This window comes from Streptomyces sp. AC1-42W (assembly GCF_003248355.1).
Taxonomy (GTDB): domain Bacteria; phylum Actinomycetota; class Actinomycetes; order Streptomycetales; family Streptomycetaceae; genus Streptomyces.
In genome coordinates this window covers 3,011,312-3,037,765 of record NZ_QKWY01000002.1, presented here as the reverse complement: position 1 = coordinate 3,037,765, position 26,454 = coordinate 3,011,312, and the positions used below count along the sequence as shown (strand labels likewise).

Below are 26,454 nucleotides of genomic sequence, written 5' to 3'. Positions count from 1 at the left end.
TGCTGGGATCTCACGTACGCCGGCTGTCCCCGCAAGCCACGTGCCTGCGCGCCCGGCGCCTGCGTCACCAGGCGACCCTTCCTGCTCCACCGAGCAGACAGCCGAGCTCCACCCCGCCGAACCGACGGCACACCTCCAGACCCGTTCCCCCTGTTCCCAGGGCCCCTCAGCGTTCCCTCAACGCTTCCCCGAACTCTCGGCCCAGCAGCCGAGCAGGGGATCCCATCCGCCGGAGGCACCCGTGAAGGAAATCCTGGACGCGATCCAGTCGCAGACCGAAGCGCAGAGCGGCTCCGCCGCGGCCACCACCGCCGACTTCGCCGCGCTGCCGATCCCGGAGTCGTACCGCGCGGTCACCGTGCACAAGGACGAGGCCGAGATGTTCGCCGGCGTCGAGAGCCGGGACAAGGACCCGCGCAAGTCCCTCCACGTCGAGGAGGTGCCGGTGCCGGAACTCGGCCCCGGCGAGGCGTTGGTCGCGGTGATGGCCAGCTCGGTGAACTACAACTCCGTCTGGACCTCCATCTTCGAGCCGGTCGCCACGTTCGGCTTCCTGGAGCGCTACGGCCGGGTCAGCGAGCTGACCAGGCGCCACGACCTGCCGTACCACGTCATCGGCTCCGACCTGGCGGGCGTCGTGCTGCGCACCGGCCCCGGCGTCAACGCCTGGAAGCCCGGTGACGAGGTCGTCGCGCACTGCCTCTCCGTCGAGCTGGAGTCCTCGGACGGCCACAACGACACGATGCTCGACCCGGAGCAGCGCATCTGGGGCTTCGAGACCAACTTCGGCGGTCTCGCCGAGATCGCGCTCGTCAAGTCCAACCAGCTGATGCCGAAGCCGGACCACCTCAGCTGGGAGGAGGCCGCGGCTCCCGGCCTGGTCAACTCCACCGCGTACCGCCAACTCGTCTCGCGCAACGGCGCCGGTATGAAGCAGGGCGACAACGTGCTGATCTGGGGCGCGAGCGGCGGCCTGGGCTCGTACGCCACGCAGTTCGCGCTGGCCGGCGGCGCCAACCCGATCTGTGTCGTCTCCAGCGAGCAGAAGGCGGAGATCTGCCGGCGGATGGGCGCCGAGGCGATCATCGACCGCAACGCCGAGGGCTACCGGTTCTGGCAGGACGAGCACAACCAGGACCCGCGCGAGTGGAAGCGGTTCGGCAAGCGCATCCGCGAGCTGACCGGCGGCGAGGACGTCGACATCGTCTTCGAGCACCCGGGCCGCGAGACGTTCGGCGCGAGCGTCTACGTGACCCGCAAGGGGGGCACGATCGTCACCTGCGCCTCGACCTCGGGCTACCAGCACGAGTACGACAACCGCTACCTGTGGATGTCGCTCAAGCGCATCATCGGCTCCCACTTCGCCAACTACCGCGAGGCGTGGGAGGCCAACCGTCTGGTCGCCAAGGGCAAGATCCACCCGACGCTCTCCAAGGTCTACTCGCTGGAGGAGACCGGCCAGGCCGCGTACGACGTGCACCGCAACCGCCACCAGGGCAAGGTCGGCGTCCTGGCGCTGGCCCCGCGCGAGGGCCTGGGCGTGCGCGACCACGAGATGCGCGAGAGGCACCTGGACGCGATCAACCTGTTCCGTGACGCGCCGGCGGAGCGGACCGTCAGCCACAGCCGGAACGTCTGAGGTTCAGAGATGAGCGAACGTCAGAAGGACCGCCCGTGGCTCATGCGGACGTACGCGGGCCACTCCACCGCCGAGGCGTCCAACGAGCTGTACCGGCGCAACCTCGCCAAGGGTCAGACCGGCCTCTCGGTCGCCTTCGACCTGCCCACCCAGACCGGCTACGACCCCGACCACGTGCTCGCGCGCGGCGAGGTCGGCCGGGTCGGGGTGCCCGTCTCGCACCTCGGCGACATGCGCCGGCTGTTCCAGGGCATCCCCCTGGAGCAGATGAACACCTCCATGACGATCAACGCCACCGCCATGTGGCTGCTGGCGCTCTACCAGGTCGTCGCGGAGGAGCAGGGCGCCGACCCGGGCACGCTCCAGGGCACCACGCAGAACGACATCGTCAAGGAGTACCTCTCGCGCGGGACGCACGTCTTCCCGCCGGGGCCCTCGCTGCGGCTGACCACCGACATGATCACGTACACGGTCGGCCGCATCCCCAAGTGGAACCCGATCAACATCTGCAGCTACCACCTCCAGGAGGCCGGGGCCACCCCGGTCCAGGAGATCGCGTACGCGATGTCCACGGCCATCGCCGTGCTCGACGCCGTACGCGACTCCGGGCAGGTGCCCGAGGAGAAGTTCGGGGCCGTCGTCGCGCGGATCTCGTTCTTCGTGAACGCGGGCGTCCGCTTCATCGAGGAGATGTGCAAGATGCGTGCCTTCGGCCGCATCTGGGACCGCGTCACCCGCGAGCGCTACGGCATCACCGACGCCAAGCAGCGCCGGTTCCGCTACGGCGTCCAGGTCAACTCGCTGGGCCTGACCGAGGCGCAGCCGGAGAACAACGTCCAGCGCATCGTCCTGGAGATGCTGGCCGTGACCCTCTCCAAGGACGCCCGCGCGCGTGCCGTGCAGCTGCCCGCCTGGAACGAGGCGCTGGGGCTCCCCCGGCCCTGGGACCAGCAGTGGTCGCTGCGCATCCAGCAGGTCCTGGCGCACGAGAGCGACCTGCTGGAGTACGAGGACATCTTCGCCGGTTCGCACGTCGTCGAGGCCAAGGTGGACGAGCTGGTCGCCGAATCGCTGGCCGAGATGGACCGGATCGAGGCGATGGGCGGCGCGATGGCGGCCGTCGAGTCCGGCTACCTCAAGTCCGAGCTGGTCGCCTCGCACGCCGCGCGGCGGGCCCGGATCGAGGCCGGCGAGGAGAAGATCGTCGGGGTCAACATCCACGGCACGACCGAGCCAAGCCCGCTCACCGCCGACCTCGACGGGGCGATCATGACCGTCGACCCGGCCAACGAGGCCAGGGTGGTGGCCGCGCTCGACGAGTGGCGCGACAACCGCGACGCGGCCCGCGCCGACGAGGCGCTGGCCGCGCTGAAGAAGGCCGCCGCCGGCACCGAGAACCTGATGGCGGCGACCGTCGAGTGCGCCCGCGCCGGGGTGACCACCGGCGAGTGGTCCTGGGCGCTGCGCGATGTCTTCGGCGAGTTCCGGGCGCCGACCGGGGTGTCGTCCGCCCCGGTCGCGGTGACCGCCGAGGAGGGCTCGCCGCTCGCCCTCGTACGCGAGAAGGCGGCGCGGACCGCCGCGGACCTGGGCGTCGGGCGGCTGCGGCTGCTCGTGGGCAAGCCCGGCCTGGACGGGCACTCCAACGGCGCCGAGCAGATCGCGGTGCGCGCGCGGGACGCCGGCTTCGAGGTCGTCTACCAGGGCATCCGCCTGACGCCCGAACAGATCGTCGCGGCCGCCGTCGCCGAGGACGTGCACTGCGTCGGCCTGTCCATCCTGTCCGGCTCGCACGCCGAACTGGTGCCGGACGTACTGGTCCGGCTGCGCCGCACCGGGGCCGGGGACATCCCGGTCATCGCCGGCGGCATCATCCCCCCGGCCGACGCCGACGCCCTGATCAGGACGGGTGTCGCGGCCGTGTTCACCCCGAAGGACTTCGGTATCACGGAGATCATCGGCCGTATCGTCGACGAGATCCGGAAAGCGAACAAGCTCGACCCTCTGGAGGTCCCCGCATGACCACCCCCGTTAACCGCCCGCCCGTCGCCCACCACCGCCCTCAAGAGGCGTCCCTCCGGGACGGCACCTCCCGCCTGCGCCCGCGCCGCTCCTGTCTCGCGGTGCCGGGAAGCAACCCCCGTTTCCTGGAGAAGGCCCAGGGCCTCCCGGCCGACCAGGTGTTCCTGGACCTGGAGGACGCCTGCGCGCCGCTCGCCAAGGAGGGCGCCCGCCACCACATCGTGGACGCGCTGAACAACGGCGACTGGACGGGCAAGACCCGCGTGGTCCGGGTCAACGACTGGACGACGCACTGGACGTACCGCGACGTCGTCACGGTCGTCGAGGGCGCGGGACAGAACCTCGACTGCGTCATGCTGCCGAAGGTCCAGGACGCCCAGCAGGTGGTCGCGCTGGACCTGCTGCTGACCCAGATCGAGAAGACGATGGGCTTCGAGGTCGGCCGGATCGGCATCGAGGCGCAGATCGAGAACGCCAAGGGCCTCGTCAACATCGACGAGATCGGCGCGGCCTCGCCCCGGCTGGAGACGCTGATCTTCGGCCCGGCCGACTTCATGGCGTCGATCAACATGAAGACCCTGGTCGTCGGCCAGCAGCCGCCCGGCTACCCGGCGGACGCGTACCACTACATCCTGATGCGCATCCTGATGGCGGCCCGTACGCACGACCTCCAGGCGATCGACGGCCCGTTCCTCCAGATCCGCGACGTGGACGCGTACCGCGAGGTGGCGGCCCGCGCGGCGGCGCTCGGCTTCGACGGCAAGTGGGTGCTGCACCCCGGCCAGGTGGAGGCGGCCAACGAGGTGTTCTCGCCCTCCCAGGAGGACTACGACCACGCCGAACTGATCCTGGACGCCTACGACTGGTGCACCTCCGAGGAGGGCGGCAAGAAGGGTTCGGCGATGCTCGGCGACGAGATGATCGACGAGGCGAGCCGCAAGATGGCGCTGGTCGTCGCGGGCAAGGGCCGGGCCGCCGGCATGCTGCGCACGTCCAAGTTCGAAGCCCCGGAGGCCTGAGATGCAGTTCGGACGCACTTACGAGGAATTCGAGGTCGGTGCGGTCTACAAGCACTGGCCCGGAAAGACGGTCACCGAATACGACGACCACCTCTTCTGCCTGCTGACCATGAATCATCACCCGCTGCACATGGACAGCAACTATGCGGAGAACACGACGGATTTCGGCAAGAACGTCGTCGTCGGCAACTACATCTACTCGCTGTTGCTCGGCATGTCCGTGCCGGACGTCTCCGGAAAGGCCATCGCCAACCTGGAGATCGAGTCGCTGAAGCATGTGGCGCCGACCTTCCACGGCGACACGATCTACGGCGAGACGACCGTGCTGGACAAGACGCCGTCACGGTCCAGGAACGACCGCGGAATCGTCCACGTGGAGACCAAGGGCTACAAGCAGGACGGCACGCTCGTCTGCGTGTTCCGCCGCAAGGTCATGGTTCCCACGGAGACGTACATCAGGGAGCGGGGCGGGGAACAGCCCGGCCGCCCGGAGCTCAGCCAGCCCTCGCAGAAGAACGTGGAGAAGTAGCCATGACGCGACTCGCCCAGACGGCCGGGCTCACCGAGGTCCAGCAGGAGATCCTCGCCACGGTCAGGGATTTCGTCGACAAGGAGATCATTCCGGTCGCGACCCGGCTGGAACACCGCGACGAGTACCCCGCCGACATCGTCGAGGGGCTGAAGGAACTCGGCGTGTTCGGCCTGATGATCCCCGAGGAGTACGGCGGTCTGGGCGAGTCGCTGCTCACGTACGCGCTGTGCGTGGAGGAGATCGCCCGCGGCTGGATGAGTGTGTCGGGGATCATCAACACGCACTTCATCGTGGCGTACATGCTCAAGCAGCACGGCACCCGGGAGCAGAAGGACACCTTCCTGCCCCGGATGGCGCTGGGCGAGGTGCGGGGCGCGTTCTCGATGTCGGAGCCGGCGCTCGGCTCGGACGTGTCGGCGATCAGCTCCAAGGCCGTCCGGGACGGCGAGGAGTACGTCCTGAACGGCCAGAAGATGTGGCTGACGAACGGCGGTACGTCCTCGCTGGTGGCCGTGCTGTGCCGGAGTGACGAAGGACACCCCGAGGGCACGGCGCCGCACAGGTCGATGACGACGTTCCTGGTGGAGAAGGAACCGGGCTTCGGCGAGGTGCGCCCGGGACTGACGATCCCCGGCAAGATCGAGAAGATGGGCTACAAGGGGGTCGATACCACCGAGCTCATCATGGACGGACTGCGAATTCCGGCCAACCGGGTTCTCGGCGGCACCACCGGTCGCGGCTTTTACCAAATGATGGACGGTGTCGAGGTGGGCCGGGTGAATGTGGCGGCCCGTGGCTGCGGCGTCGCGCAGCGTGCCTTCGAACTGGGCATTTCCTACGCGCAGCAGCGCCAGACCTTCGGAAAGCCCATCGCGCAGCACCAGGCGATCCAGTTCAAGCTGGCCGAAATGGCCACCAAGGTCGAGGCCGCTCATGCCATGATGGTGAACGCGGCACGCAAAAAGGACTCCGGGGAGCGAAACGACCTGGAGGCAGGGATGGCGAAGTACCTCGCCTCCGAGTACTGCAAGGAAGTCGTCGAGGACGCCTTCCGTATCCACGGCGGCTACGGCTTCTCCAAGGAGTACGAGATCGAGCGCCTCTACCGCGAGGCCCCGATGCTGCTGATCGGTGAAGGTACCGCCGAGATCCAGAAAATGATCATCGGGCGCCGGCTCCTCGAGGAGTACCGTTTCCAGGGTTGATTGTCCCTTTCGTGGCGATTTGGCCGCGAAGAAGATCACACCTTGTCCTCCTTAACCGGTGTCTTCCAGACGTCCGACTCGGCTGCCGGCTTGCCCAGTTGCGGCTGGCAACCGATAACATCGACGGAAGAAAAGCCGCCGTCCCCCGTTGCCAGCGCGGCCTCATCCGCTACGAAGGTCATCCATGCCCGACAGCCATTCCTCTGCCTCACGCGGCCGGGTCCGCATCGCACGCGGAGCTTCGCCGTGGCTCCTGCCGACCGTCGCCACCGCCGCCCTCAGCCTGACCCGCGCCCGCCGGTCCGGGCGCTGGGCGGCCGTGGCCGTGCCCACCACCGCGCTCGCGGCGGGCATGCTCTGGTTCTTCCGGGACCCGGAGCGCGAGATCTCCAGGGGGCGCATCATCTCACCGGCCGACGGCGTGGTGCAGAGCATCATGCCGTGGAAGGACGGGCGTACTCGCGTAGCGATCTTCATGAGCCCGCTGAATGTCCACGTCAACCGGGCGCCGCTGGCCGGCACGGTGACGTCGGTGGAGCATGTGCCCGGTGGCTTCGTTCCCGCCTTCAACAAGGAGAGCGAGAACAACGAGCGCGTCGTCTGGCACTTCGACACCGAGCTGGGCGACATCGAGATGGTCCAGATCGCCGGGGCGGTTGCCCGGCGCATCGTGCCCTACGTGCCCCAGGGCACGAAGGTTGAGCAGGGTGAGCGCATCGGACTGATCCGCTTCGGTTCCCGCGTCGACATCTACCTTCCGGAAGGTGTGGACGTGGCGGTCGAGGTCGGCCAGCCCACCACCGCAGGGGTGACTCGCATTGACCGTGATTGATCCGGATACACAGACCGGCTGGGTGCCGGAGGCCGAGGCGGAGGACGACGCCGAGGACATGCCGCTCTCGCTGCGGCTGTCGATAGCGGACACCCTCACCCTCGGCAACGCGACCTGCGGGTTCATGGCGGTGTACTTCACCACCACGGGCATCCTGATCCCGCATCTGACGGGCAGCGACGAGAGCGGCATGGCGCGGCACTCCGCGGCCACCGCCGTGATCCTCATGCTCATGGCAGCGGTGTTCGACCTCTTCGACGGGCTCGTGGCCCGCAAGCTGCGGTCCTCGCCGATGGGTGCCGAGCTGGACAACCTCTCGGACCTGATCAGCTTCGGGCTCGCCCCGGCGTACTTCGTCCTCGTGTACGGCATGGTCGCGGACGACGCGCACCAGCGGGTCTCGGCGCTCGCGGCGATCGTGGTGCTGCTGGCGGTGGTGCTCAGACTCGCGCGGTTCTCCTGCGTGACGATGAAGGACGGCATGTTCCAGGGCATGCCGAGCCCCTTCGGAGCGCTCACGGTCATCTCGATCGTGCTCCTGGAGCTGCCCTTCGTCCCGACGTTGCTCGCGATCATCGGGGTGGCGTGGCTGATGGTCAGCCGGGTCGAGTACCCGAAGCCGCGGGGTGTCCTCGCGGTGGCGATGCTCGGCTGGATCGTGGCCGCGATGGGGTTCCTGGCGGCGTGGGCGCTGGACGCCCCCGGCGGCCAGCTGCTCCTGCAGACCGGCTGCGCGCTCCAGGTGGTCCTGGGTGCGGTCATCCCGCTCTTCGCGACCGCCCGCCGGGTGAACACCTTCCGCGGCAATCGCCGCGAGGCACGCGCGGCGCAGCTGCCGTAGCGGACGGTACGAACGACACGAGGGCCCGGATGCCGGCACGGCATCCGGGCCCTCGTGCGTCGCGCCGGGCCGGGGGTGCGTCAGGCCAGGTGGTCGCGGGCGATCGATTCCGCCACGCGTTCCAGCAGCGGCCCCGCCTGCGCCATGCACACCGCCGGGTCCGGCTCCAGTTCCGTCAGGGCGTACGCACGGCGGATGCCCGCCCCCGCCAGCGCCTCCGGCGTCAGCGCGAGGCGCCCGCAGACCGCCACCACGTCCACGCCGGCCGCGCGGGCCGCCACCGCGACGCCCGCCGGGGCCTTGCCGTGGAGGGTCTGGGCGTCCAGGGAGCCCTCGCCCGTGATCACGAAGGTCGCCCGCTCCAGCGCCGGCCCGAAGCCGAGGACGTCGAGCATGACCTCGATCCCGGGCCGGAACCGCGCGCCGAGTGCGACGAGCGCGCCGTAGCCGATGCCGCCGGCCGCCCCGGCGCCGGGGAGCAGCGCCTGCTCGGGGCCGAGGAGGGAGGCGTAGTGGGTGAGGGCCGCGTCGAGGACCGCGATGTCGTCCTCGGTGGCGCCCTTCTGCCGGCCGTAGACCTCGGGGGCGCCGGTCGGGCCGGTGAGGGGGTTGTCGACGTCGCTGGCGAGGATCAGGTCGAGGCCCGCGAGCCGGGGGTCGAGGCCGGAGAGGTCCGCCTCGGCGAGGTCCGCGAGGCCGCCGCCGCCCGGCCCGACCGGCTTGCCGTCCGCGTCGAGGAGGCGGGCGCCGAGGGCGCTGAGCATGCCGGCCCCGCCGTCCGTGGTCGCGCTGCCGCCGACGCCGAACACGATGGTCCGGGCGCCTGCCCCGATCGCCGCGAGCAGGAGTTCGCCGGAGCCGTACGTGGTGGCCGTGAGCGGGGCGAAGACCCCGGCGGGCAGATGCTGGAGGCCGGACGCCTCGGCCATCTCGACCACGGCGGTGGTGCCGCGCACCGCGTAGGCGGCGGTGACGGGGTCGCCCAGCGGTCCGGTGACGCGCGCCTCGCGGCGTTCGAAGCCGGCGGCCACCGCCGCGGCCACGGTGCCGTCGCCGCCGTCCGCCACGGGCAGGGTCTCCACCCGTACTCCGGGGACGACGCGCCGAAGCCCGGCCGTCACCCGCTCGGCGACCTGCACCGCCGTGAGCGAGCCCTTGAACTTGTCCGCCGCGACGAGTACGCGTGCGGTCTCCATCACTGCTCCGTCCGTCACCTTGATTCCCTTTGCATTCGAACAGGCAGTCGCGCCGCCCCGACCCTATCCGCAGCACCCCCTCCGTGCCCATGGTCTGATCGATCAAACTGCGCCTACGCTGACGGTGTGACCTCTACTGACTACGCCACGTACATCGCCGGTCTTCCCAAAGTGCTGGTGGGTGCCGCCTGCGTCTTCCGGGACGCGGCGGGCCGGGTGCTGCTCGTCGAGCCGAACTACCGCGAGGGCTGGACTCTGCCCGGCGGGACGGTCGAGTCGGCGGACGGGGAGAGCCCCAGGCAGGGTGCGCGGCGCGAGTCGCTGGAGGAGATCGGCCTGGACATCGCGCCGGGCCGGCTGCTGGCCGTGGACTGGGCGCGCGGCACCGGCCGGCCGCCGATCGTGGCGTACGTGTACGACGGGGGTGTGCTGGACGACGAGCGGTTGCGGGCGATCCGGCTCCAGGAGTCGGAGCTGCTGTCGTGGAAGCTCGTCGAGCCGGCGGAGATCGACGACTATCTGAAGGGGGCGCGCGCCCACCGGGTGCGGGCGGCGCTCCGGGCGCTGGAGACCGGCACGGGCGCGGTGGAGCTGGAGGACGGCCTCCCGGTCGGCTGAGACCGGGCCGCAGAGCAGGCCGCACCCGAGCCCGGCCGGGCCGGGTTGCGGGTTCGGGCCGGGCGGTCCAGGTGTGCCTGCTACCGTCGCGCCATGGCGAAGGTAGCGGTCAGTCTCGATGCGGAACTCGTGGTCGAAGTGATGGTGCTCGCGGGGGTCGGCAATCCGCAGGACGCCGTCGAACTCGTCGTGCGCGACTACATCGCCCGCGGCCACCGCACGGAGGCGCGCACCGCCGCGCGCGAGGAGCTGCTGCGCGAGGACGAGCCCAGGCCCCCGGAGGTCCAGGGCTGACCGCACACCGGCGCATGCGGCGGCCGCCCCTCAGCCGGGGCGGTCCTCCTTGTGGCGGGCGTAGTAGCGGGCGACCCGGGCCCGGTTGCCGCAGCGTGCGGCCGAGCACCAGCGGCGCCGGGGGTGGGCCGGCAGGAACAGCATCGTGCAGTCGTCCGCCTCGCACTTCCTGACCTTGCGCACGGCCGGGTCCGCGAGCAGCAGGACCACTTCTTCGGCGAGCGCCGCGGCGAGCCGTGTCCCGAGCGGCCCCGAGCGGCGCGGCTCCGCCGTCACGGTGGCGCCGTCCCACTCCGCGAAGCGGACGGCGGGGGCGGCGCGCTGCGCCTCGTTCAGGGCGTCCAGGTCGGCCGCGTCGGGCCGCTCCCCCCGGCGGGCGGCGGCCAGGGCGCGCGCCGCACAGCTCCGCAGGGTGCGGAGGGCCGCCGCGTCGGCCGCGTCCGCCGTGTGCTCACCGGCGGCCCGGGGCAGCCGGTCCGCCTCCAGGGCCAGCCAGGCCCGCAGGCGCCCGGCGTCGGCGAGATGGTCGTACGGCTCTCCCCCGGCCGCGTACGGCAGCGTGTTCAGCAGGTCCAGGGCGAGCGGTTCGCCGGTCAAGGGCTCAGGGCCAGTCATGCCACTAATGCTAACTCACTCACTTGACACATTAGTGGGCCACCTCGTAGAACTCCTCGGAGAGCTAATGCGTCATTCCATCGAGGAGGCATGTGAACATGGCGATCCAGACGGTTCCGCAGATCCGCCACCGGCACATCGAGGTCGACGGCGTGCGGATCTTCTTCCGGGAGTCGATCCCGGTGGACGGCGCGGACGACGCCCCGCCGCTGCTCCTGCTGCACGGCTTTCCCTCGGCCTCGCACCAGTTCCGCCGGCTGATGGACACCCTCGGCGCCCGCTACCGGCTGATCGCGCCGGACTATCCGGGTTTCGGTCACAGCGACGCCCCGCTCTCCGCGTCCGCCGGCGGCTCGTTCACGTACTCCTTCGACCGGCTCGCCGAGATCGTGGAGGGTTTCGTGCTGCGCCTCGGGCTGACGCGCTTCGCGATGTACGTGTTCGACTTCGGGGCGCCGGTGGGGTTCCGGCTCGCCGCCCGACACCCGGAGTGGATCGCCGGCCTGGTGGTGCAGAACGGGAACGCGTACGAGGAGGGGCTGTCCGCGCGGGCCCGCGACTTCATCGGGCTGCGGCGGGAGACCCCCGGCGCGGCCGACACCGTACGCTCCCTGCTGACGCTGCCCGCCACCCGCGGCCAGTACGAGGGCGGGACGGCCGATCCGGAGCTGGTGGCGCCGGACGGCTGGACGCTGGACCAGCACTTCCTGGACCTGCCCGGCCGCACCACGCCCCAGCTGGACCTGGCCTTCGACTACCACTCCAACCTGGCGCTCTACCCGCGCTGGCAGGAGTGGCTGCGGACGCACACCCCGCCGGCGCTGATCGTCTGGGGCGCACACGACATGTTCTTCCCCGCGCCCGGCGCCCGCGCCTATCTGCGCGACCTCCCGGACGCCGAACTGCGCCTCTTCGACACCGGGCACTTCGCGCTGGAGGACCACCTCCCGCACATCGCCCCGCTGATCGCCGGTTTCCTGGACCGCGTCGGGGCCGCTCGCGCTCTTCCGGTAACATGAACGGCTGCGAAGGGGAGTAGCCCCGCAAACCGGTCGTCGACACACTGGAACCCCCGGGTTCCCGGTGGCCGGGCTCGTGGATCGGGATCATCACGGGTGGGCGAGACCTTCGGTCAGGTATGACACGCCCACGCCCCGTGGGCGGTGCCGTCATGCCGGGCCGAGTGGTCCTCCGAAACGCCCGAGCGGCACTTCGCGGAGATCCGGGGCCCGGCTCGTACAGAAAGCCACCCGGAATGCATCTCGACCCCCTGGCGATCATCACCGCTTTCGGGCTGATCTTCCTCGCCGAACTCCCGGACAAGACGATGTTCGCGTCGCTGGCGATGGGCACGCGCATGCGTCCGCTCTACGTCTGGTTCGGCACCTCCTCGGCGTTCATCGTGCACGTCGCCATCGCGGTGGGCGCGGGCGGGCTGCTCGGGCTGCTGCCCGACTGGATCGTCAAGCTCGTCTCGGCCTCCCTCTTCGCCTTCGGTGCCTTCATGCTGCTGCGCGGCGGCGGTGACGACGAGGACGACGACGAGGGCCCGAAGACGGTGACCGGCTTCTGGCCGGTGTACTCGACGGCGTTCATGGCGGTGTTCATCAGCGAGTGGGGTGACCTCACGCAGATCACGACCGCCAACCTGGCGGCGAGCAACGGCACCTGGTCCACCGCGATCGGCTCCGCCGCCGCCCTGATGTCGGTGTCCGCGCTGGCGCTGCTGGCGGGCCGGTTCATCGCCAAGCGCGTACCGCTCAAGACCGTCCAGCGCATCGGCGGCCTGTGCATGCTGGGGCTGGCGATCTGGACGGCGGTGGAGATCTTCACCGGCTGACCGGCGGGAGAACCGTACGGCGAGGGGCCCTTGAACCCAAGCAGGCGTGTGCGGGGCCCCCGCCGTGCCGCTCAGAACAGCGCCGGAGCGCTCCGTTCGGTGCCGTTCTCGAAGGCGAGCAGCCGCTGCTTGCGGTCCAGGCCGCCGCCGTAGCCGGTGAGGCCGCCGGATACCCCGATCACCCGGTGGCAGGGCACGATGATGCCGACCGGGTTCTTGCCGTTGGCCAGGCCCACGGCACGGGAGGCGCCGGGCTTGCCGAGGTTCTCGGCGAGTTCCCCGTAGGTGCGGGTCTCGCCGTACGGGATGAGCAGCAGCTGCTCCCAGACGCCGCGCTGGAACGGGGTGCCGTCCAGGCGCAGCGGGAGGTCGAAGGCGCGCAGGTCACCGGCGAAGTAGGCGTCGAGCTGGCGCGCGGCCTCGGTGAAGGGGCGCGGGTCGGGCTCGCCGAAGGTCTCCTCGGGGGGCCGGTGGCGCTGGCCGGTCATGTAGAGGCCGGCCAGGACGCCGTCGGTGGCGACGAGGGTGAGCGGCCCGTAGGGGCTGTCCACGACGGTGTGCTGCCGGGTCACGGGGTGCCTCCTGCGGCGGGAAGGTGGTTGATCGGGTGGTCGTCCACGGTCCAGAGGTACTGGACGGCGTACGCGCGCCAGGGGCGCCAGCCGGCCGCGCGAGCGGTGAGGGCGGCCGGGGTCGCGGGCAGGCCGAGGTGCTGGGCGGCCCTGCGGATGCCGAGGTCGGTCGGCAGGAAGGCGTCCGGGTCACCGAGGGCGCGCATGGCGACGACCTCGACGGTCCAGGGGCCGAAGCCGGGCAGCGCGGTCAGTTCGGCGCGGGCCCGCTCCCAGTCGGAGTCGGGGCCCAGCCGCAGTGAGCCGTCCGCGAGGGCGTGGACGAGGGTGGTGAGGGTGCGGCGGCGGCTGCGCGGCAGGGCCAGCCGCTCGGGGTCCAGGCCGGCCAGCGCCTCCGGGTCCGGGAAGAGGTGGGTCAGCCCGCCCTCCGGGTCGTCGACGGGGGTGCCGTGGGCGGTGACGAGCCGGGCGGCGTGGGTGCGGGCGGCGGCGGTGGACACCTGCTGCCCGAGCACGGCCCGTACGGCGAATTCGGCGCCGTCCACGGTCCTGGGCACCCGGCGGCCGGGGGCGGCGTCGACCAGCGGGGCGAGCAGCGGGTCGGTGCGCAGCTGCCCGTCCACGGCGACCGGGTCGGCGTCCAGGTCGAGCAGCCAGCGGCACCGGCTGATGGCGAGGGTCAGGTCGCGCGGGTCGGTGAGGGAGAGCCGGCAGGCGATGTGGTCGGGGCGGGGGGTGAGCGCGACGATGCCGTGGCCGTGCGGCAGGGCGAGGGTGCGCCGGTAGGCCCCGTCGCGCCATTCCTCGACGCCGGGGACGGCGGTGGCGGCGAGGTGGCCGAAGAGGTTGCTCGGGTTGAGCGGTGCGCGGTACGGCAGGCGCAGGGCGATGACGCCGGGGGTGGCGGGCGGCGGGGCCGTGCGGGCGGCGCGGGCGCGCAGTTCGCCGGGGGCCAGGGCGAAGACCTCGCGGACGGTGTCGTTGAAGGTGCGGACGGAGGCGAAGCCGGCCGCGAAGGCCACCTCGGCCATGGGCAGGGCGGTGGTCTCGATGAGCACCCGGGCGGTCTGGGCGCGCTGGGCGCGGGCCAGGGCGAGCGGTCCGGCGCCCAGTTCGGCGAGCAGCTGGCGCTCGATCTGGCGGGGCGAGTAGCCGAGGCGGGCGGCGAGGCCCGGTACGCCTTCGCGGTCCACGACCCCGTCCCGGATCAGCCGCATGGCGCGGGCGGCGGAGTCGGCGCGGGCGTTCCAGGCGGGCGAGCCGGGGCTGGTGTCGGGCCGGCACCGTTTGCAGGCCCGGAACCCGGCCTGCTGACAGGCCGCCGCGCTCGGGTAGAACGTCATGTTCTCGGCCTTGGGCGGGACGACGGGGCAGCTCGGCCGGCAGTAGATCCGGGTGGTCAGGACGGCCGTGAAGAACCAGCCGTCGAAGCGGGCGTCCTTGGACCGTACGGCCCGTACGCAACGCTCGGTGTCGGTGTGCATGGTTCAAGGATGGTTCACGGAAGGGGGCCGGGGCTGGCGGAAATCCGACATGGGCGTCGCGCCGTCCGGACCGTGGCGGGAAGCTCTGAATGGTGGTTCACTTCATTCATGGCCTACCGCAGGACACCCGCCGAGATCAGTCGGCTCGAAGCAGCCAGGGAGCACCTCGTCGCCTGTGCCACCGCGGTCGTGACCGAGGTGGGCTGGGCGCAGGCGTCGGTGACCGCCGTCGCCGACGCGGCCGGTATCGCGGCCGGTTCGGTCTACCAGCACTTCCCGTCCAAGGCGGCGCTGGCGGTCGAGGTGTTCCGGCGCGCCGCCGGGCGCGAGGTGGAGGTCCTGGGCGAGGTGCTGCACGGGCCGGGCAGCCCGGTGGAGCGGCTGGCCGGCGGCGTGGAGGTCTTCGCCCGCCGGGCGCTGGAGAACCGCGGACTGGCCTACGCGCTGCTCGCCGCCCCGGCCGATCCGGCGGTGGGCGCCGAGCGGCTGGAGTTCCGCCGCCGCTACCGGGCGCTGTTCGCGGAGGTCGTCCGCCAGGGCATCGAGGACGGCCTGCTGCCCGCGCAGAACGGCGAGATCACCGCCGCCGCGCTCACCGGCGCGGTCGGCGAGGTCCTGGTCGACCCGCTCGGCGCCCGCGACGAGGCGACCGCCGGGGCGCTGCTCACCGAACTGGTCGCCATGGCCCTGCGCTGCGCGGGCGCCCCGCCCGTCGCCGGCCGCTGACCGATCCGCGTACCCCCTCATCCCTCCGGAGGTTCCCGTGTCCATGACCGCCCCGCCCGGCTCCCCCGGCGCCGCGACCCACGAAGTGACCAACCAGACCCCGCCGTTGACGGGGTACGACGCGGCCGAGGACGCGGTCCTCCTGGAGGGCCTGCGCCGCGAGGGCGCCGCCTGGCACACCGAGGAGCTGCACCGCGTCGGCCGGCTCGTCGGCAGCGCCCAGGCCCAGGAGTGGGCCGAGCAGGCCAACGTCAACGGGCCCGTGCTGCGCACCCACGACCGCTACGGCAACCGTGTGGACGAGGTCGACTTCCACCCCGCCTACCACCACCTCATGAACGCCTCGGTGGGCGCGGGCCTGGCCGGGGCCGCCTGGGCCGACGAGCGCCCCGGCGCCCATGTCGCGCGCGCGGCCGGCTTCATGCTGATGTCCACGCTGGAGGCCGGCCATCTGTGCCCCGTCTCCATGACGTACGCCGTCGTCCCCGCCCTGCGGCACGCCCCCGACCTGGCCGAGGTGTACGAGCCGCTGCTCACCTCCCGGGTGTACGAGGCCGGGCTGCGGACGCCCGCCGACAAGGCGGGGCTGCTCGCCGGAATGGGCATGACGGAGAAGCAGGGCGGCACCGATGTGCGCGCCAACACCACGGCGGCCACCGAGGCCGGTGACGGCACCTGGCGGCTGCGCGGGCACAAGTGGTTCACCAGCGCCCCGATGAACGACCTGTTCCTGGTCCTCGCCCAGGCACCGGGCGGGCTCTCCTGCTTCCTGGTGCCGCGCGTCCTGCCGGACGGCAGCCGCAACACCTTCCGCATCCAGCGGCTCAAGGACAAGCTCGGCAACCGCTCCAACGCCAGCGGCGAGCCGGAGTTCGACGACACGGTCGCCTGGCTCGTCGGCGCCGAGGGCAAGGGGGTGCGCACCATCATCGAGATGGTGACGATGACCCGGCTGGACTGCGTCCTCGGTTCGGCGGCCGGCATCCGGGCCGCGCTCGCCCAGGCCGCCCACCACGCCCGCCACCGCTCGGTGTTCGGCGCCACGCTGATCGACCAGCCGCTGATGCGCAACGTGCTCGCCGACCTCGCGGTCGAGTCGGAGGCCGCCACCACGCTCGCGCTGCGGCTGGCCGGGGCCGCCGACCGGGCGCGGCGGGGCGACGCGGGTGAGCGGGCGTTCCTGCGGCTGGCCACGGCGGTGTCCAAGTACTGGGTGTGCAAGCGGCAGCCGGTCGCGGTCGCCGAGGCGCTGGAGTGCCTCGGCGGCAACGGCTATGTGGAGGACTCGGGCCTGCCGCGCATGTACCGGGAGGCGCCGCTCAACGGCATCTGGGAGGGGTCGGGCAATGTGAACGCGCTGGACCTGCTGCGGGCGCTGGCGCGGGAGCCGGAGTCCCTGGAGGCGTTCGGCGCCGAGGTCGGGGCCGCCTCGGGGGCGGACCGCCGGCTGGACGCGGCCTGGCGCGAGCTGCGCGGTGAGCTGGTGCTGACGGAGGACGCCCCGCTGCGGGCCCGGCGGCTGATCGAGCGTGCGGCGCTGGTGCTCCAGGGCTCGCTGCTCGTGCGGCACGCCCCGGCTGCGGTGGCGGACGCGTTCTGCGCGTCCCGGCTGGCCGGTGACCGGGGGCTGGCGTTCGGCACCCTGGCCCCGGACACGGACTTCGCGGGGCTGCTGGAACGCCTGCCGGCGTAGGGCTTGCCCGGCGGACCCGGGCCGGGGCGGGGGCGACCGGCTCCCGTTCGGCCCAGTCCGGCTCGCGCCGGTCCGGTGGGCCACGTTGCCTGGCAGTCAGGTACACGGGACCGGCGGGAGGCGCGGTGGAGGGCATCGACGGGAGTGACGGCTCGCCGTCCGGGGAGGTGCGGGCGCTCCGGGACCGCGTGGCCGCGCTCGAAGAGGAGCGGGCCCGGCCGCCCCGGCATCGCGGCCGGTCCTTCCTCGCCGCCGTCCTGATCGCTCTCGGCTGTCTGCTCGCCCCGCTGTCGGTGGTCGCCGTCTGGGCGTCCGACCAGGTCGCGGACACCGACCGGTACGTGGCCGCGGTCGCCCCGCTGGCCTCCGACCCGGCGGTGCAGGACGCCGTGGCCGACCGGGTGACCGACGCCCTGATGACCAGGATCGACCTCTCCACGCTGCTGTCCGGCGTGGCGCCCGGCGACCGGCCCCGGCTGGAGAAGGCGCTGGGCCGGGCGGGCGGTGCGCTGCAGGACGCGCTGCGCGGCTTCGTGCACGACCGGGCGCGCGAGGTCGCCGCGTCGGACGACTTCGAGCGGCTGTGGACCGAGGCCAACCGGCGGGCCCACAGCACCGTGGACAAGGCGCTCACCGGCAAGGGCGGCGGGGCGGTGGAGCTGACCGACGACGCGGCCGTGCTCGACCTGGGGCCCGTCGTGGACAAGGTCGAACAGCGGCTGGTGAACCGCGGCCTGACGGCGGCCGGGCATCTCCCGGAGGTCCACACCCACATCACGCTCGTCCGGTCCGAGGCGATCGGCGAGGCCAGGACGTATCTGCGGGTGCTTCAGTTCCTGGGCAACTGGCTGCCCGTGATCGCGGTGCTGCTGATCGCCGGGGGCGTCCTGCTCGCGGTGCGGCGGCGCCGGGCCCTGGTCGCCGGGGCGCTGGGCGCCGCGTTCGCGGCCGGGGTGCTGGGGATCGGGCTGCGGGTCTTCCGGGCGGTGTATCTGGACGCCCTGCCGGCCGGGGTGTCGCCGGGGGCGGCGGGCGCGGTCTACGACGCGATGACCCGGTTCCTGGGGACGACGGTGCGGATGGTGGTGGCGGTCGGCGTCGTCGTCGCGCTGTCCGCGTGGCTGACCGGGCCGGGCCGCCGCGCCCGGACCGTGCGGGGGCTGTGGACGTCCGGCATCGGGGCGGCGCGCGCCACCGCCGAGGGGGCGGGGCTGCGCACGGGCCCGGTGGGGCCGTTCGTCCGGCGGTTCCGGGCCTGGATCACCTGGCTGCTGGTGGCGGGCGCGCTCCTGGTCTGGCTGCTGTGGGCGCATCCCACGGGGTGGGTGGTCGTCGGGATCGCGCTGTGTCTGCTGTTCCTGCTGGCCGTCGTGGAGTTCCTGGCGGCGGGGGCGCCCGCTCCGGACCGGGAGCGGGCCGCCGCGTCCGGCTGACCGGCGCGGGTCAGCGGCGGACCGGCTCCCCGGCCTGCCGCAGCCGGCGCCAGACCGCCTTGGCCGCGTGGTGCCCGGGCATGCCGTGCACGCCGGGGCCGGGCGGGGTCGCCGAGGAGCAGAGGAAGACCGCCGGGTGGGCGGTGGCGTACGGGACGCGGGCGAGCTTGGGGCGGATGACGGTCTGGAGGCCCGCGAAGGCGCCGCAGGCGATGTCCCCGTCCACGTAGTTGGCGTTGCGCCGGGCGAGGGTGGGCGGGCCCGCCACGGCGCGGGCGAGCACGAGGTCGCGGAAGCCGGGGGCGAACCGCTCCAGCTGGCGTTCGACCACGTCGGTGGCGTCGCCCTCCCAGCCGGCCGGGACGTGTCCGTACACCCAGAAGACGTGCTTGCCCTCGGGGGCGCGGGAGGGGTCGACGAGGCCGGGCTGAGCGGTGATCAGGAACGGGACGCGCGGGTCGAGGCCGGTGACCGCGCGGCGCAGGGCGTCGTCGATCTCCCCGGCGGTGGGCCCGATGTGCACCGTGCCGGCCCGGCGGGCCTCCTCGGCGGTCCAGGGCACCGGGCCGGAGAGCGCGTAGTCGATCTTGAAGCAGGAGGCGCCGTAGCGGTAGTCCCGGTAGGCGCGGCCCAGGCCGGCGATCCGGGCGAGCGCGGTCGGCGAGGTGTCGAAGACATAGGCGCGGGCCGGCGGCAGTTCGTCCAGGCGCCGGACCTCCGTACCGGTCCTGATGGTGCCGCCCAGCTCCCGCAGGTATCCGGCGAGGGCGTCGGAGATGGCCTGGGAGCCGCCGCGCGGGACGGGCCAGCCCCGCTCGTGGGCGGCGAGCGCGAACAGCAGGGCGATGCCGCCCGTGGCGAGGCCGGTCGTGGGCGCGATGGCGTGGGCGGCGAGCCCGGCCAGGAGACCGCGCGCCTTCTCGCCCCGGAAGCGGCGGGAGAGCAGCGTGGCGGGCTGGAGCGCGTCGAGCCCGAAGCGGGCCCAGCGGTACGGGTCGCGGGGCAGCCCGTCCCACGGGGTGCGCAGGAAGTCCTGCGCGAGGGTGTCCCAGTGGCCGAGGTAGGGGGCGAGGAGGCGGCGGTAGGCGCCCGCGTCTCCGGAGCCGAGCGCCATGGCCGTCTCGCCGACCGACTTGGCGAGCACGGCGGCGGTGCCGTCCGGGAAGGGGTGGGCGAGGGCGAGGGGCGGCTGGAGCCATTCCAGGCCGTGCCGGGCGAGCGGCATCGTGTCGAAGGCGGGCGAGCCGATGGCCAGGGGGTGCACCGCCGAACAGGGGTCGTGCCGGAAGCCGGGGAGCGTCAGCTCCTCCGTACGCGCTCCGCCGCCCACTTCGGGGCCGGCTTCGAAGACCTCTACGGCGAAGCCCCTGCGGGCCAGTTCGACTGCGGCGGTCAGTCCGTTGGGGCCCGCGCCCACCACGACCACATCGAGCATCGACGGCACCTTCGGACTCCTTTGTCAGCCGACGGTCAAAGCACCCAGGATATTCGCAGGCACCGACAGCCGGAGGGCGGGTAGTGTCCCTGCCCGATGACCTCGGACAACGCACCCACCACGCCCTTCGCCCCGCCCGACCGGATCGCCGCGATGGCGGCTCGCCTGACCCAAGTGCCCGGTGTCCGGGCCGTCATGCTCGGCGGCAGCCGGGCCCGCGGCACCCATCGCCCCGACTCCGACTGGGATGTGGGCCTCTACTACCGGGGGACGCCGGACGTCGCGGCCCTCGCCGCGCTGGCCGCCGCGTTCCAGGGCTCCCCGGTCGAGGTGGCCGGGCCGGGCGGCTGGGGGCCGTGGGTCGACGGCGGGGCGTGGCTGCGGGTGGACGGCGTCCAGGTGGACTGGATTCTGCGCGACCTGGACCGGGTCGAGCGGGTCTGGGACGACTGCCGGGCGGGCCGGTTCGAGGTGGGGGTGCAGCCGGGCCATCCGCTCGGGTTCTGGTCCCCCGCCTATCCGGGCGAGGTCGCCCTCGGGCGCGTACTGTCCGATCCGGGCGGGGAGTTGACGGCGTTGCGGGCGCAGACGTCGGTCTATCCGGAGCCGCTGCGCGAGGCGCTGGCCGGGGCGGCCTGGGAGGCGGAGTTCGCGGTCGCGGCGGCCCGCAAGTCGGCGCCGTCCGGCGACCGGCTGCATGTCTCGCTCTGTCTGTCCCGCGCGTTCGGCGTCCTCGCCCAGGCGCTCCACGCCCACCATCGCACCTGGTGCCTCAACGAGAAGGGGGCGCTGGCCGCGGCCGCCGCCCTGCCCCGCACCCCGGCCGGTTTCGCGGACCGGGTGGACGCGGCCCTGCGGGGGCTGGACACGGCGGCGGTGGAGACCGCGTCGGAGGTCGTGCGCGAGGTGCGGGCGGTGCTGGGGGCGGCGGCGGGCTGACCCGGCGGCGGCCGGCCGCGCCTCCGGCCCCGGTCGGGCGGGTCAGGCGCCTTCGCGCAGGGCCGTCAGGATGCGGTCGGCGGTGGCCCGGTCGCGGGCGGCGGTGAAGGGCATGGCGTTGCCCCCGGCGATCCGGAACGGCCCCCCGGAGAGCGTGAGGTGCGCGCCGCCCGCCTCGGCGACCAGCAGGAGCCCCGCCGCGTGGTCCCAGGCGTACTCCCAGTCGTAGACCAGGGCGTCGACCTCGCCGCGGGCGACGGCCAGGTATTCGAGGCCGGCCGAGCCGCAGGGGCGCAGGGCCGCGAAGCCCTCGGTGCGCAGCCCGCGCAGGGCGCGCTTCTGCTCGTCGGTGGTGTAGTCGGGGTGCGACATCGCCACGTGCAGTACGGTGCCGGGTTCCGGGGAGCCGGAGCGTATCGGGGTGCCGTCCAGGGTCGCGCCCCGGCCGCGGACGGCGACGGCCATCTCGTCGAGGGCGGGGGCGTAGGTCCAGGAGGCCAGCGCCTCGCCCCGGTGGGCCAGTGCCACCAGGGTGCAGAAGCCGGGCTCGCCGCGTACGAACTGGCGGGTGCCGTCCACCGGGTCGACGATCCACACGGGGGCGTCGCCGCTCAGCGCCTCGTACACGGCCGGGTCGGCGTGCACCGCTTCCTCGCCGACGACCACCGAGCCGGGCAGCAGCCGGGGCAGGGATTCGGTGAGGTGTTCCTCGGCGCGCCGGTCGGCGACGGTCACCAGGTCGTGGGGGCCGTTCTTCTCGACGATCTCGTCGGCGGCGAGCTGCCGGTAGCGGGGCATGATCTCGGCGGCGGCCGCTGCGCGGACCGCCGCCTCGACCCTGGTCAGGTCACCGTTGAGAAAGTCATCGATCATGCCCCCAGCCAATCATGCGGGCGGGCGGGGTGCGCCGGGGGGCCGGACCGGACCGCCCGGGGGGGGCCGGGGCCGACCGGCCGTTCACCCCGTTCCGGTCAGCCGTTCACCGTCCACTTCTGGTTGGCGGTGCCGGCGCAGGTCCAGATCTGGAGCGGGGTGCCGTTGGCGGAGTTGTTGCCGGTCACGTCCAGGCACTTGTTCGCCTGCGGGTTGACGATGTCGCGTGCGCCGCTGATCGCCCATTTCTGCGCGGCCGTTCCGTTGCAGTCCCACAGCTGCACCCGGGTGCCGTCCGCGGTGCCGCCGGAGGCGACGTCGAGGCATTTGCCGAGGGCCCGGATCGTGCCGTCGGCGCCGGCGGTCCAGCGCTGGGCGGCGGTGCCGTTGCAGTCGTAGAGCTGGACGGGGGTGCCGTTGGCGGTGCCAGCCGCGGCGACGTCCACGCACTTGCCGGCCAGGCCGGTGATCCGGCCGCCCGTGCCGCCCTGGCTGTCGCTGGTGGTGACGCGTACGTGGTCGACGACGAGCGTGCCGGGGAGGGGGGTGCTCGCGTCGGGGTCGCCGGGCCAGTAGCCGCCGACCGCCAGGTTGAGGATGAGGAAGAACGGCTTGTTGAAGGCCCAGGTGTTGCCGCCGGTGTCGGCGGGGGTGCGGTGCTGGTAGACGTTGCCGTCGACGGACCAGGTGATGGAGTCGGGGGCCCAGTCCACGGCGAAGGTGTGGAAGGCGTCGGCGAACGCCTGGCCGCCCGGCAGGGTGTAGCCGGCGCCGATGCCGCCGGAGCCGGAGTAGCCGGGACCGTGCAGGGTGCCGTGGACGGTGGAGGGTTCGAAGCCGACGTTCTCCATGACGTCGGTCTCGCCGGAGTTCGGCCAGCCGACCTGTCCGATGTCGTTGCCGAGCATCCAGAAGGCGGGCCACATGCCCTGGCCGCGCGGGATCTTCATGCGCGCCTCGACGTGTCCGTACGCCTGGCTGAACCTGCCGGAGGTGTTCAGCCGTGCCGAGGTGTACTGGCAGGTGCCGTACCAGCACTGGTAGTTGGCCGGGTTCTCCTTGCGGGCGGTGATGACGAGGTGGCCCTGCCCGTCCAGCGCGGCGTTCTTGTTGCCGGAGGTGTAGTACTGCCGCTCGTGGTTGTTGACGTTGTCGCCGGTCTCGATCTGCCATGTGCCGCTGTCCACGGCGGCGCCCGCGGGGCCGTCGAACTCGTCGGCGAACGTCGTCGTGGCGGCCGCGGCGGCCTGGGCCATCGGCGCGGCGTCCGCCGGGCCGGGACCTCCGGCGCCGGCCAGTCCGGCGGTGGCGAGGGCGAGGGCGAGGGCCGGGAGTACGGAGCGCAGCAGGTGCCGCGAAAGGCGTGGGGAGTCCATGACTCTCCCTTCCGGGTGTGAGGGGGGAAGGGTTACCGAGCACTTGGTTCGCTACGTGATTTAAGAAGTGAAGAAAGGGGCTGTCAAGACTCCGGTACGGACCACAGGAGTCGAAGCGACGGCGGCACCGGCGCGGCGCGCCGCGCGGCGGGTCCGGGCGCGGCCGGTGGACTATTCCGTGGGACCGTGGCGTTGTCGCAGGCCGGGGCCCGTACGTCGGCGAGCGGGCCGGGCGGAAGTGGAGGCAGGACCGTGCACGGTGAGTACAAGATCCCCGGCGGCAAGCTGGTCGTGGTGGACCTGGAGGTCGAGGGCGGGGCGCTGCGGAACGTCCGGGTGGCCGGGGACTTCTTCCTGGAGCCGGACGAGGCGATCCTCGCGATCGACGCGGCGCTGGAGGGCGCCCCGGCGACCACGGACACCGCGGCCCTGGCGGCCAGGATCGACCGGGCGCTCCCGGAGTCCACGGTGATGCTCGGCCTCACGTCGGAGGGCGTCGCCGTCGCCGTGCGCCGGGCGCTGGCCCGGGCCACGGAGTGGAGCGACTACGACTGGCAGCTCATCCACGACGCCCCGCAGTCCCCCGCGCTGCACATGGCGCTGGACGAGGTCATCACGGCGGAGGTGGCGGCGGGCCGGCGGCCACCGACGCTGCGGGTGTGGGAGTGGGACTCCCCGGCGGTGATCATCGGCAGTTTCCAGTCGCTGCGCAACGAGGTGGACGCCGAGGGCGTGGAGCGCCACGGCGTCACGGTCGTACGCCGGATCTCCGGGGGCGGCGCGATGTTCGCGGAGCCGAGCAGCACCATCACGTACTCGCTGGCGGTGCCCCAGTCCCTCGTCTCCGGGCTCTCCTTCGCCGACAGCTACGCATACCTGGACGACTGGGTGCTCGAAGCGCTGGGCGACATGGGCATCAAGGCGTGGTACCAGCCGCTCAACGACATCGCCACCGAGGTCGGCAAGATCGCCGGCGCCGCGCAGAAGCGCGTGGTCGGCCCGGACGGGGGCCCCGGCGCGGTGCTGCACCACGTGACCATGTCGTACGACATCGACGCCGACAAGATGCTGGAGGTGCTGCGCATCGGCAAGGAGAAGATGTCCGACAAGGGCACGAAGAGCGCCAAGAAGCGGGTGGACCCGCTGCGCCGGCAGACCGGGCTGCCGCGCCAGGCCGTGATCGAGCGGATGATCGAGTCCTTCCGCGACCGGCACGGTCTGACGCGGGGCGGGGTGACGCCCGAGGAGCTGGCCAGGGCGCGGGAGCTGGTCCGTACGAAGTTCGCGGACGACGCGTGGACCGCCCGCGTGCCGTAGGGTCCGGCGCCCGGCCCGGTCCGAACGGGCGGTGTTCACTCCTCCGGCGTACGCTCGACGGGACGGGACCGCGGTCACCCGGCGGTCCCCCACGACCCTTCGCTCCGAGGAGGCGACGTGACCGGTTCATCTTCGGGCCCCCACGCGGAATCGGACCGCCGCTCCGCGCGGCGCCGACGCCCGGCGGCGTGGGCCGCGGCGGTGCTGGTGGCCGCCGCGGGCAGCGGCGCGCTCGGCGGCGTGGCCCACGCGGAGGACATCGACCATCTGACCGCCCAGCAGATCGCCGACCGCTCGCGCGACGCGCTGCTGGACGCGCGGTCGGTGCATGTGACCTCGCGCGGCGACCTCGGCGAGGACGGCGAGCCCATGTCCCTGGATCTCACCCTGGACCGGGACGGCAACTGCAACGGCTCGGTGGACCTGGGTGAGAGCCGGGGTTCGGTGCTGATCGTCAAGCGCGGTGACGACGTGTGGCTCAAGCCGGACGCCGACTTCTGGAAGAACCAGGTGCCCAACGGCGGTTCGGCCTTCGCGGCCATCGTCGGCGACCGCTATCTGAAGGCGCCCGCCGACAGCCCCCGGCTGCGCGGCCTGACGAAGACGTGCGACCTCAACACCGTGCAGAAGCTGGTCAGCGACAACGCGAACGACGACAGCGGCACCCTCAACAAGGGCGCGAGGACCACCCTCGGTGACACCCCCGTCGTGCCGCTGACCCGGATGCGCGGCGACATGACGCTCACCGTGGACGTGGCGGCGACCGGCAAGCCGTACCCGCTGCGGCTCACCCTGAACGGCGGCGACGGCACCGACGCGGTGGTGAACCTCTCGGACTTCGACGTGCCCGTCCCCCGGAACACGCCGTCGCCCTCGGAGTCGTACGACGTCAGCGCCCTGCTGGGCCGGACCTCCTCCCCGGTGTGAACGGTCAGCCGGTGAACGCGGGGATCACCTCGGCGCCGTACGCGTCGATGGTGGCCTCGCGGGCGTCGTGCATGGCGTACACCGCGAACTGGTCCACGCCCAGCGCCTGGAGGTGGCGCAGCTTGTCGATGTGGGCGGCGGCGGGCCCGAGCAGGCAGAAGCGGTCCACGATGGTGTCCGGGACGAACGCGGTGTCCGGGTTGCCGGCGCGCCCGTGGTGGCTGTAGTCGTAGCCTTGGCGGTTCTTGATGTACGCGGTGAGCTCGTCCGGGACGAGGTCCGAGTGCTCGCCGTACCGGGTGACGAGGTCGGCGACGTGGTTGCCGACCATGCCGCCGAACCAGCGGCACTGGTCGCGGGCGTGGGCCAGGGCCTCGGGCGAGTCGTCGGCGGTGACGTAGGCGGGGGCGGCGACGCAGATGGTGACCGCGTCCGGGTCGCGTCCGGCCCCGGCCGCCGCCTCCCGTACCGCTTTGATCATCCACTCGGTGAGGTAGGGGTCCGCGAGCTGGAGGATGAAGCCGTCCGCCTTCCGCCCGGCGAGCGCGAGGGCCTTGGGGCCGTAGGCGGCCATCCAGACGGGCAGCCTGCCGTTCCTGACCCAGGGGATGCGGATCGGGTTGCCGTCCACGGTCGCCTCGCGGCCCTCGGCCAGGTCGCGGATGACGTCGATGGCCTCGCCGAGGCGGGCCAGGGTGTGGGGGCTGCGCCCGGCGACGCGCATCGCGGAGTCGCCCCGGCCGATCCCGCACACGGTCCGGTTGCCGTACATGTCGTTGAGGGTGGCGAAGGTGGAGGCGGTGACCTCCCAGGTACGGGTGCCGGGGTTGGTGACCATCGGGCCGACCGTGAGGCGGTCGGTGTGTTCGAGGATTCGGCTGTAGATGACGAAGGGCTCCTGCCAGAGCACCGCCGAGTCGAAGGTCCAGCCGTGGCGGAACCCGTTGCGTTCGGCCCGGCGCATCAGGCCGACGACGGCCGATGCGGGCGGGTCCGTCTGGAGGACGAGTCCGAAGTCCATGCCGC

At 72.7% G+C, this 26,454-nt stretch carries 26 protein-coding genes; 17 read left to right on the top strand and 9 right to left on the bottom strand.

Going from position 1 to position 26,454, the window contains the following annotated elements; translation table 11 throughout:
- Positions 1 to 241 precede the first annotated feature (241 nt).
- The 5 genes from ccrA to DNK56_RS31420 are packed head-to-tail and all read left to right on the top strand — an operon-like array spanning position 242 to position 6,417.
- Positions 242 to 1,639, top strand: a complete 1,398-nt coding sequence (gene ccrA, locus DNK56_RS31440; protein WP_111339153.1) for a crotonyl-CoA carboxylase/reductase — start codon at positions 242 to 244, stop codon at positions 1,637 to 1,639.
- Positions 1,640 to 1,648: 9 nt separating this feature from the next.
- Positions 1,649 to 3,661, top strand: a complete 2,013-nt coding sequence (locus tag DNK56_RS31435; RefSeq protein WP_111339152.1) for a protein meaA — start codon at positions 1,649 to 1,651, stop codon at positions 3,659 to 3,661.
- Complete coding sequence (locus tag DNK56_RS31430; RefSeq protein ID WP_111339151.1) at positions 3,658 to 4,680, top strand: HpcH/HpaI aldolase/citrate lyase family protein; 1,023 nt, start codon at positions 3,658 to 3,660, stop codon at positions 4,678 to 4,680. The genes DNK56_RS31435 and DNK56_RS31430 overlap by 4 nt, the downstream gene beginning before the upstream one ends.
- Before the next feature lies 1 nt (position 4,681).
- Positions 4,682 to 5,209, top strand: coding sequence for a MaoC family dehydratase (locus DNK56_RS31425; RefSeq protein WP_111339150.1), 528 nt, complete (start codon positions 4,682 to 4,684; stop codon positions 5,207 to 5,209).
- A 2-nt stretch (positions 5,210 to 5,211) separates the two neighbouring features.
- Positions 5,212 to 6,417: an acyl-CoA dehydrogenase family protein gene (locus DNK56_RS31420; protein WP_111339149.1), complete on the top strand. Its 1,206-nt coding sequence runs from the start codon at positions 5,212 to 5,214 to the stop codon at positions 6,415 to 6,417.
- 35 nt (positions 6,418 to 6,452) lie between these two features.
- Here DNK56_RS31420 and DNK56_RS35120 read toward each other — a convergent pair whose 3' ends face one another.
- Positions 6,453 to 6,599 (bottom strand): hypothetical protein, encoded by a 147-nt coding sequence (locus DNK56_RS35120; protein WP_158558456.1) that lies wholly within the window; start codon positions 6,597 to 6,599, stop codon positions 6,453 to 6,455.
- Positions 6,600 to 6,601: 2 nt separating this feature from the next.
- On the opposite strand from DNK56_RS35120, the gene DNK56_RS31415 reads away from it, so the two are divergent.
- Both DNK56_RS31415 and pssA read left to right on the top strand, forming a co-directional pair.
- Complete coding sequence (locus DNK56_RS31415) at positions 6,602 to 7,249, top strand: phosphatidylserine decarboxylase (RefSeq protein WP_111339148.1); 648 nt, start codon at positions 6,602 to 6,604, stop codon at positions 7,247 to 7,249.
- The gene (pssA, locus tag DNK56_RS31410) at positions 7,236 to 8,090 is read left to right on the top strand and encodes a CDP-diacylglycerol--serine O-phosphatidyltransferase (protein ID WP_241990146.1); all 855 of its coding nucleotides are present in this window, start codon (positions 7,236 to 7,238) and stop codon (positions 8,088 to 8,090) included. The genes DNK56_RS31415 and pssA overlap by 14 nt, the downstream gene beginning before the upstream one ends.
- A gap of 80 nt (positions 8,091 to 8,170) precedes the next feature.
- Here pssA and DNK56_RS31405 read toward each other — a convergent pair whose 3' ends face one another.
- Positions 8,171 to 9,286 (bottom strand): glycerate kinase, encoded by a 1,116-nt coding sequence (locus tag DNK56_RS31405; RefSeq protein ID WP_111339147.1) that lies wholly within the window; start codon positions 9,284 to 9,286, stop codon positions 8,171 to 8,173.
- 126 nt (positions 9,287 to 9,412) lie between these two features.
- Here DNK56_RS31405 and DNK56_RS31400 point away from each other — a divergent pair, with 126 nt between their 5' ends.
- Positions 9,413 to 9,904, top strand: coding sequence for an NUDIX domain-containing protein (locus DNK56_RS31400; protein ID WP_111339146.1), 492 nt, complete (start codon positions 9,413 to 9,415; stop codon positions 9,902 to 9,904).
- Between the two features lie 93 nt (positions 9,905 to 9,997).
- On the top strand, positions 9,998 to 10,198 hold the full coding sequence (locus tag DNK56_RS31395; protein ID WP_111339145.1) for a DUF2191 domain-containing protein: 201 nt from the start codon (positions 9,998 to 10,000) through the stop codon (positions 10,196 to 10,198).
- A 30-nt stretch (positions 10,199 to 10,228) separates the two neighbouring features.
- On the opposite strand, the gene DNK56_RS31390 is transcribed toward DNK56_RS31395, so the two are convergent.
- A complete protein-coding gene (locus DNK56_RS31390) occupies positions 10,229 to 10,813 on the bottom strand; it encodes a CGNR zinc finger domain-containing protein (RefSeq protein WP_111339144.1) in 585 nt (194 codons plus the stop codon).
- Between the two features lie 98 nt (positions 10,814 to 10,911).
- On the opposite strand from DNK56_RS31390, the gene DNK56_RS31385 reads away from it, so the two are divergent.
- Both DNK56_RS31385 and DNK56_RS31380 read left to right on the top strand, forming a co-directional pair.
- Positions 10,912 to 11,832, top strand: a complete 921-nt coding sequence (locus DNK56_RS31385; RefSeq protein WP_111339143.1) for an alpha/beta fold hydrolase — start codon at positions 10,912 to 10,914, stop codon at positions 11,830 to 11,832.
- A gap of 236 nt (positions 11,833 to 12,068) precedes the next feature.
- Positions 12,069 to 12,653 (top strand): TMEM165/GDT1 family protein, encoded by a 585-nt coding sequence (locus DNK56_RS31380; protein ID WP_111339142.1) that lies wholly within the window; start codon positions 12,069 to 12,071, stop codon positions 12,651 to 12,653.
- 71 nt (positions 12,654 to 12,724) lie between these two features.
- Here DNK56_RS31380 and DNK56_RS31375 read toward each other — a convergent pair whose 3' ends face one another.
- Together DNK56_RS31375 and DNK56_RS31370 are read right to left on the bottom strand one after the other, a co-directional pair.
- The gene (locus DNK56_RS31375; RefSeq protein WP_111339141.1) at positions 12,725 to 13,225 is read right to left on the bottom strand and encodes a methylated-DNA--[protein]-cysteine S-methyltransferase; all 501 of its coding nucleotides are present in this window, start codon (positions 13,223 to 13,225) and stop codon (positions 12,725 to 12,727) included.
- Positions 13,222 to 14,709 carry an AlkA N-terminal domain-containing protein gene (locus DNK56_RS31370; RefSeq protein WP_111339140.1) on the bottom strand — a complete coding sequence of 496 codons (1,488 nt, stop codon included), beginning with the start codon at positions 14,707 to 14,709 and terminating at the stop codon, positions 13,222 to 13,224. The genes DNK56_RS31375 and DNK56_RS31370 overlap by 4 nt, the downstream gene beginning before the upstream one ends.
- A gap of 108 nt (positions 14,710 to 14,817) precedes the next feature.
- On the opposite strand from DNK56_RS31370, the gene DNK56_RS31365 reads away from it, so the two are divergent.
- The 3 genes from DNK56_RS31365 to DNK56_RS31355 all read left to right on the top strand — a co-directional run bounded on the left by DNK56_RS31365 (position 14,818) and on the right by DNK56_RS31355 (position 18,561).
- Complete coding sequence (locus DNK56_RS31365; protein ID WP_111339139.1) at positions 14,818 to 15,435, top strand: TetR/AcrR family transcriptional regulator; 618 nt, start codon at positions 14,818 to 14,820, stop codon at positions 15,433 to 15,435.
- A 43-nt stretch (positions 15,436 to 15,478) separates the two neighbouring features.
- A complete protein-coding gene (locus DNK56_RS31360) occupies positions 15,479 to 17,128 on the top strand; it encodes an acyl-CoA dehydrogenase family protein (RefSeq protein WP_111339138.1) in 1,650 nt (549 codons plus the stop codon).
- A 125-nt stretch (positions 17,129 to 17,253) separates the two neighbouring features.
- On the top strand, positions 17,254 to 18,561 hold the full coding sequence (locus DNK56_RS31355; RefSeq protein ID WP_111339137.1) for a hypothetical protein: 1,308 nt from the start codon (positions 17,254 to 17,256) through the stop codon (positions 18,559 to 18,561).
- 10 nt (positions 18,562 to 18,571) lie between these two features.
- Here the strand turns inward: DNK56_RS31355 and DNK56_RS31350 are convergent, their stop codons facing one another.
- Positions 18,572 to 20,005: a phytoene desaturase family protein gene (locus DNK56_RS31350; RefSeq protein WP_111339136.1), complete on the bottom strand. Its 1,434-nt coding sequence runs from the start codon at positions 20,003 to 20,005 to the stop codon at positions 18,572 to 18,574.
- Positions 20,006 to 20,092: 87 nt separating this feature from the next.
- Here DNK56_RS31350 and DNK56_RS31345 point away from each other — a divergent pair, with 87 nt between their 5' ends.
- Positions 20,093 to 20,935: a nucleotidyltransferase domain-containing protein gene (locus tag DNK56_RS31345; RefSeq protein ID WP_111339135.1), complete on the top strand. Its 843-nt coding sequence runs from the start codon at positions 20,093 to 20,095 to the stop codon at positions 20,933 to 20,935.
- A 42-nt stretch (positions 20,936 to 20,977) separates the two neighbouring features.
- On the opposite strand, the gene DNK56_RS31340 is transcribed toward DNK56_RS31345, so the two are convergent.
- Both DNK56_RS31340 and DNK56_RS31335 read right to left on the bottom strand, forming a co-directional pair.
- Positions 20,978 to 21,808 (bottom strand): inositol monophosphatase family protein, encoded by an 831-nt coding sequence (locus DNK56_RS31340; protein WP_111339134.1) that lies wholly within the window; start codon positions 21,806 to 21,808, stop codon positions 20,978 to 20,980.
- 98 nt (positions 21,809 to 21,906) lie between these two features.
- Positions 21,907 to 23,184: a glycoside hydrolase family 16 protein gene (locus DNK56_RS31335; protein WP_111339133.1), complete on the bottom strand. Its 1,278-nt coding sequence runs from the start codon at positions 23,182 to 23,184 to the stop codon at positions 21,907 to 21,909.
- A 252-nt stretch (positions 23,185 to 23,436) separates the two neighbouring features.
- Here DNK56_RS31335 and DNK56_RS31330 point away from each other — a divergent pair, with 252 nt between their 5' ends.
- Entirely contained in the window at positions 23,437 to 24,501 is a 1,065-nt protein-coding gene (locus DNK56_RS31330) for a lipoate--protein ligase family protein (RefSeq protein WP_111339132.1), read from the top strand.
- 117 nt (positions 24,502 to 24,618) lie between these two features.
- Positions 24,619 to 25,428: a hypothetical protein gene (locus DNK56_RS31325; RefSeq protein ID WP_111339131.1), complete on the top strand. Its 810-nt coding sequence runs from the start codon at positions 24,619 to 24,621 to the stop codon at positions 25,426 to 25,428.
- A gap of 4 nt (positions 25,429 to 25,432) precedes the next feature.
- Here the strand turns inward: DNK56_RS31325 and DNK56_RS31320 are convergent, their stop codons facing one another.
- The gene (locus DNK56_RS31320; RefSeq protein WP_111339130.1) at positions 25,433 to 26,449 is read right to left on the bottom strand and encodes a TIGR03842 family LLM class F420-dependent oxidoreductase; all 1,017 of its coding nucleotides are present in this window, start codon (positions 26,447 to 26,449) and stop codon (positions 25,433 to 25,435) included.
- Between the last annotated feature and the right edge of the window lie 5 nt (positions 26,450 to 26,454).